3 protein-coding genes and 2 pseudogenes are annotated in these 1,929 nt (G+C 60.6%); 2 read left to right on the top strand and 3 right to left on the bottom strand.

Going from position 1 to position 1,929, the window contains the following annotated elements; all coding sequences use genetic code 11:
* Window positions 1-237: 237 nt before the first annotated feature.
* The 3 genes and pseudogenes from Uis1B_RS11610 to Uis1B_RS11600 form a co-directional block, all read right to left on the bottom strand.
* A complete protein-coding gene (locus tag Uis1B_RS11610) occupies window positions 238-717 on the bottom strand; it encodes a helix-turn-helix domain-containing protein (RefSeq protein ID WP_101618391.1) in 480 nt (159 codons plus the stop codon).
* A gap of 168 nt (window positions 718-885) precedes the next feature.
* Entirely contained in the window at window positions 886-1,032 is a 147-nt protein-coding gene (locus Uis1B_RS11605) for a HigA family addiction module antitoxin (protein ID WP_243390368.1), read from the bottom strand.
* Between the two features lie 52 nt (window positions 1,033-1,084).
* Window positions 1,085-1,213: pseudogene (locus tag Uis1B_RS11600) on the bottom strand (type II toxin-antitoxin system RelE/ParE family toxin); the annotation flags it as partial.
* Between the two features lie 249 nt (window positions 1,214-1,462).
* On the opposite strand from Uis1B_RS11600, the gene Uis1B_RS11590 reads away from it, so the two are divergent.
* Entirely contained in the window at window positions 1,463-1,687 is a 225-nt protein-coding gene (locus Uis1B_RS11590; RefSeq protein ID WP_133124946.1) for a hypothetical protein, read from the top strand.
* Window positions 1,680-1,929 (top strand): annotated as a pseudogene (locus tag Uis1B_RS11585) (terminase); the annotation flags it as partial. The gene Uis1B_RS11590 and the pseudogene Uis1B_RS11585, both read left to right, overlap by 8 nt.

The raw sequence follows: 1,929 nt of genomic DNA, 5'->3' as shown, positions 1-1,929 counted from the left end.
GACCAGACGACTGAACCGGGTGATCTGATACCAGCGCGTCCGGATCGTCTCCGGCGACCGATGAGCCGTGCGAAGGAACCGCATCCACTGCTCGACCGGCTCGGACCAGTCGTCCCTGGGGCCCACATGGTCGATGTCGTATCTGGTGTTCCATACCTGCATCCCGTTTCCTCCTTTGGAAATAGGGGTGGAGGAGCGCGTCCTCCGTACTTCAGGGGCCGGGCGTCCATCATTGACTCAACCCTTATACAACGTAGAATGATCGTTCGCCCGGCGAATGAACCGTGTCACGGCCATCGACCACAGCAGCAGCCAGACCGTGAAATCCGGACATTCGGAATGATTAACGAGTCGCGTGTACCGGACGGTCGCTGGTTCAAGCCCAGCCGCAGGAGCCACCAGGAACCGTGGTCGGGAGTCACCCGCCACGGTTTTTTCGTTTTCGGGAACATCCATGCTGTTCAAGAGCGAATCATCAATGAGGTGCTCAATGCTCGTGCCGAGAAAGCGCGATGCATTGACAAGATCGATGATCGACCAGCCTGTTCTTCCGGTCATTTTTTGAGACATTGCGGACCGTTTAATACCTAATGCCTCAGCCAGAGCCGTCTGAGAGCGACCTTTTGCCGCCAGTGACACCTTTATGTTAAACGCAATGACGGCTGCCAGACGTTGCTCGGAATCCTTCGTCATTGGACTTGCTGTTGCCGCAGTCATGTTCGCTCCGTTTCCTTTCATACGCGGTTTAGCATTCTTAAACGAAGTATATATCTATAATTTACGTTTAACAAATTCAATCGCTAATCTTCGTGATTAGGAAAAACGAATAAGGAGAGAATTTGTGAACAATCCGATAAAAATGTGGCTTTCAGCCAACCACATCAGCTATCGACAACCAGCCACGGCAATATCGCTCTGGAGATTGCTCCAGAACTCCGCGGTGGTGCCGAGTGCCTTGGACAGTCGCCATGCCATCGCGGTGCTGATGCGACGCTTGCCGTTGACGATCTCGCCGATGGCGGTTTCGCTCACGCCGATCGCCTTTGAATGGTTCGAGCCTGTTGCCGGGCGGTATGCGCAGGTCCCGCAGTTCGCGTGCGGCCTTGAGCATCTGGAGCTTGCGCATGAGGATGCGTTCGAGGCCGGCCGGGTAGCCTTTGGGGTACCGGCCTCCGTAGAGGAAGTCGGAGAGTTCCTTGGTTCTGGTTTCCATGCCCTGTCTGCGGCACGGAGATCACCGCCGCGAGCGGACGGCCGAGGCCATCGGACGTCCGCTCGCGGCCGGTTGCTCGCAATGGCTCCGCGATGACTACGGGCTGGACGTCGACCGCAAGATGGTCACCTACTGGCTACGCCGCGGCAAGCTGCCCTCCTCGAAGCCCGTGGGCGGCAGGAGCGGAAGGCTCCCGCCGGGAAGGCCACGGCCGGGCCGGCGCCGCTGACGGGTCGTGAGTTCGAGCGGATGATGGACGGCAAGATCGAGGACGTGCTGCGGCACAACCGCGACCGCCTGCAGGCCGCATTGGACGATCCGGGCACGCCCGCGAACGCGCTGCCCGCGATCAGCCGGCAGCTGATCGCCGTGTGCCGCGAACTGGACGATCTGAGCGGCGGTGACCCGCTGCTCGATCTCGACGACGAGCCGCTGGAGGGGGTGGATGCGGATGCCGGAGCGTCGGTTGTCTGAGATCGCTGCCCACCTCGTCCAGCCGTCGGGCATCGTCTCCTCCGACTTCACCCGGCTCAACAGGGTCGCCGTCAAGGCGGGCATCCGGTACGACCCGTGGCAGCAGGGCCTGCTCTACCTCCTGTTCGCCCGCAGGCGGGACGGCCGGTACGCGTGCGGCGAGGGCGGCACCGTGGTCTCCAGCTGCCGTCAGATCGGCAAGACGTTCACCATCGGCACCGCCATGTTTCTCAAATGCATCC

Source organism: Bifidobacterium margollesii (assembly GCF_002860355.1).
GTDB lineage: Bacteria > Actinomycetota > Actinomycetes > Actinomycetales > Bifidobacteriaceae > Galliscardovia > Galliscardovia margollesii.
Note: the sequence above shows the minus strand (reverse complement) of the source record. Positions and strands in the feature narration are given on the sequence as shown.

Coding starts and splice junctions, on each gene's coding strand:
- Uis1B_RS11610 (WP_101618391.1), bottom strand. CDS start 717: ATGACTGCGGCAACAGCAAGTCCAATGACGAAGGATTCCGAGCAACGT.
- Uis1B_RS11590 (WP_133124946.1), top strand. CDS start 1,463: ATGATGGACGGCAAGATCGAGGACGTGCTGCGGCACAACCGCGACCGC.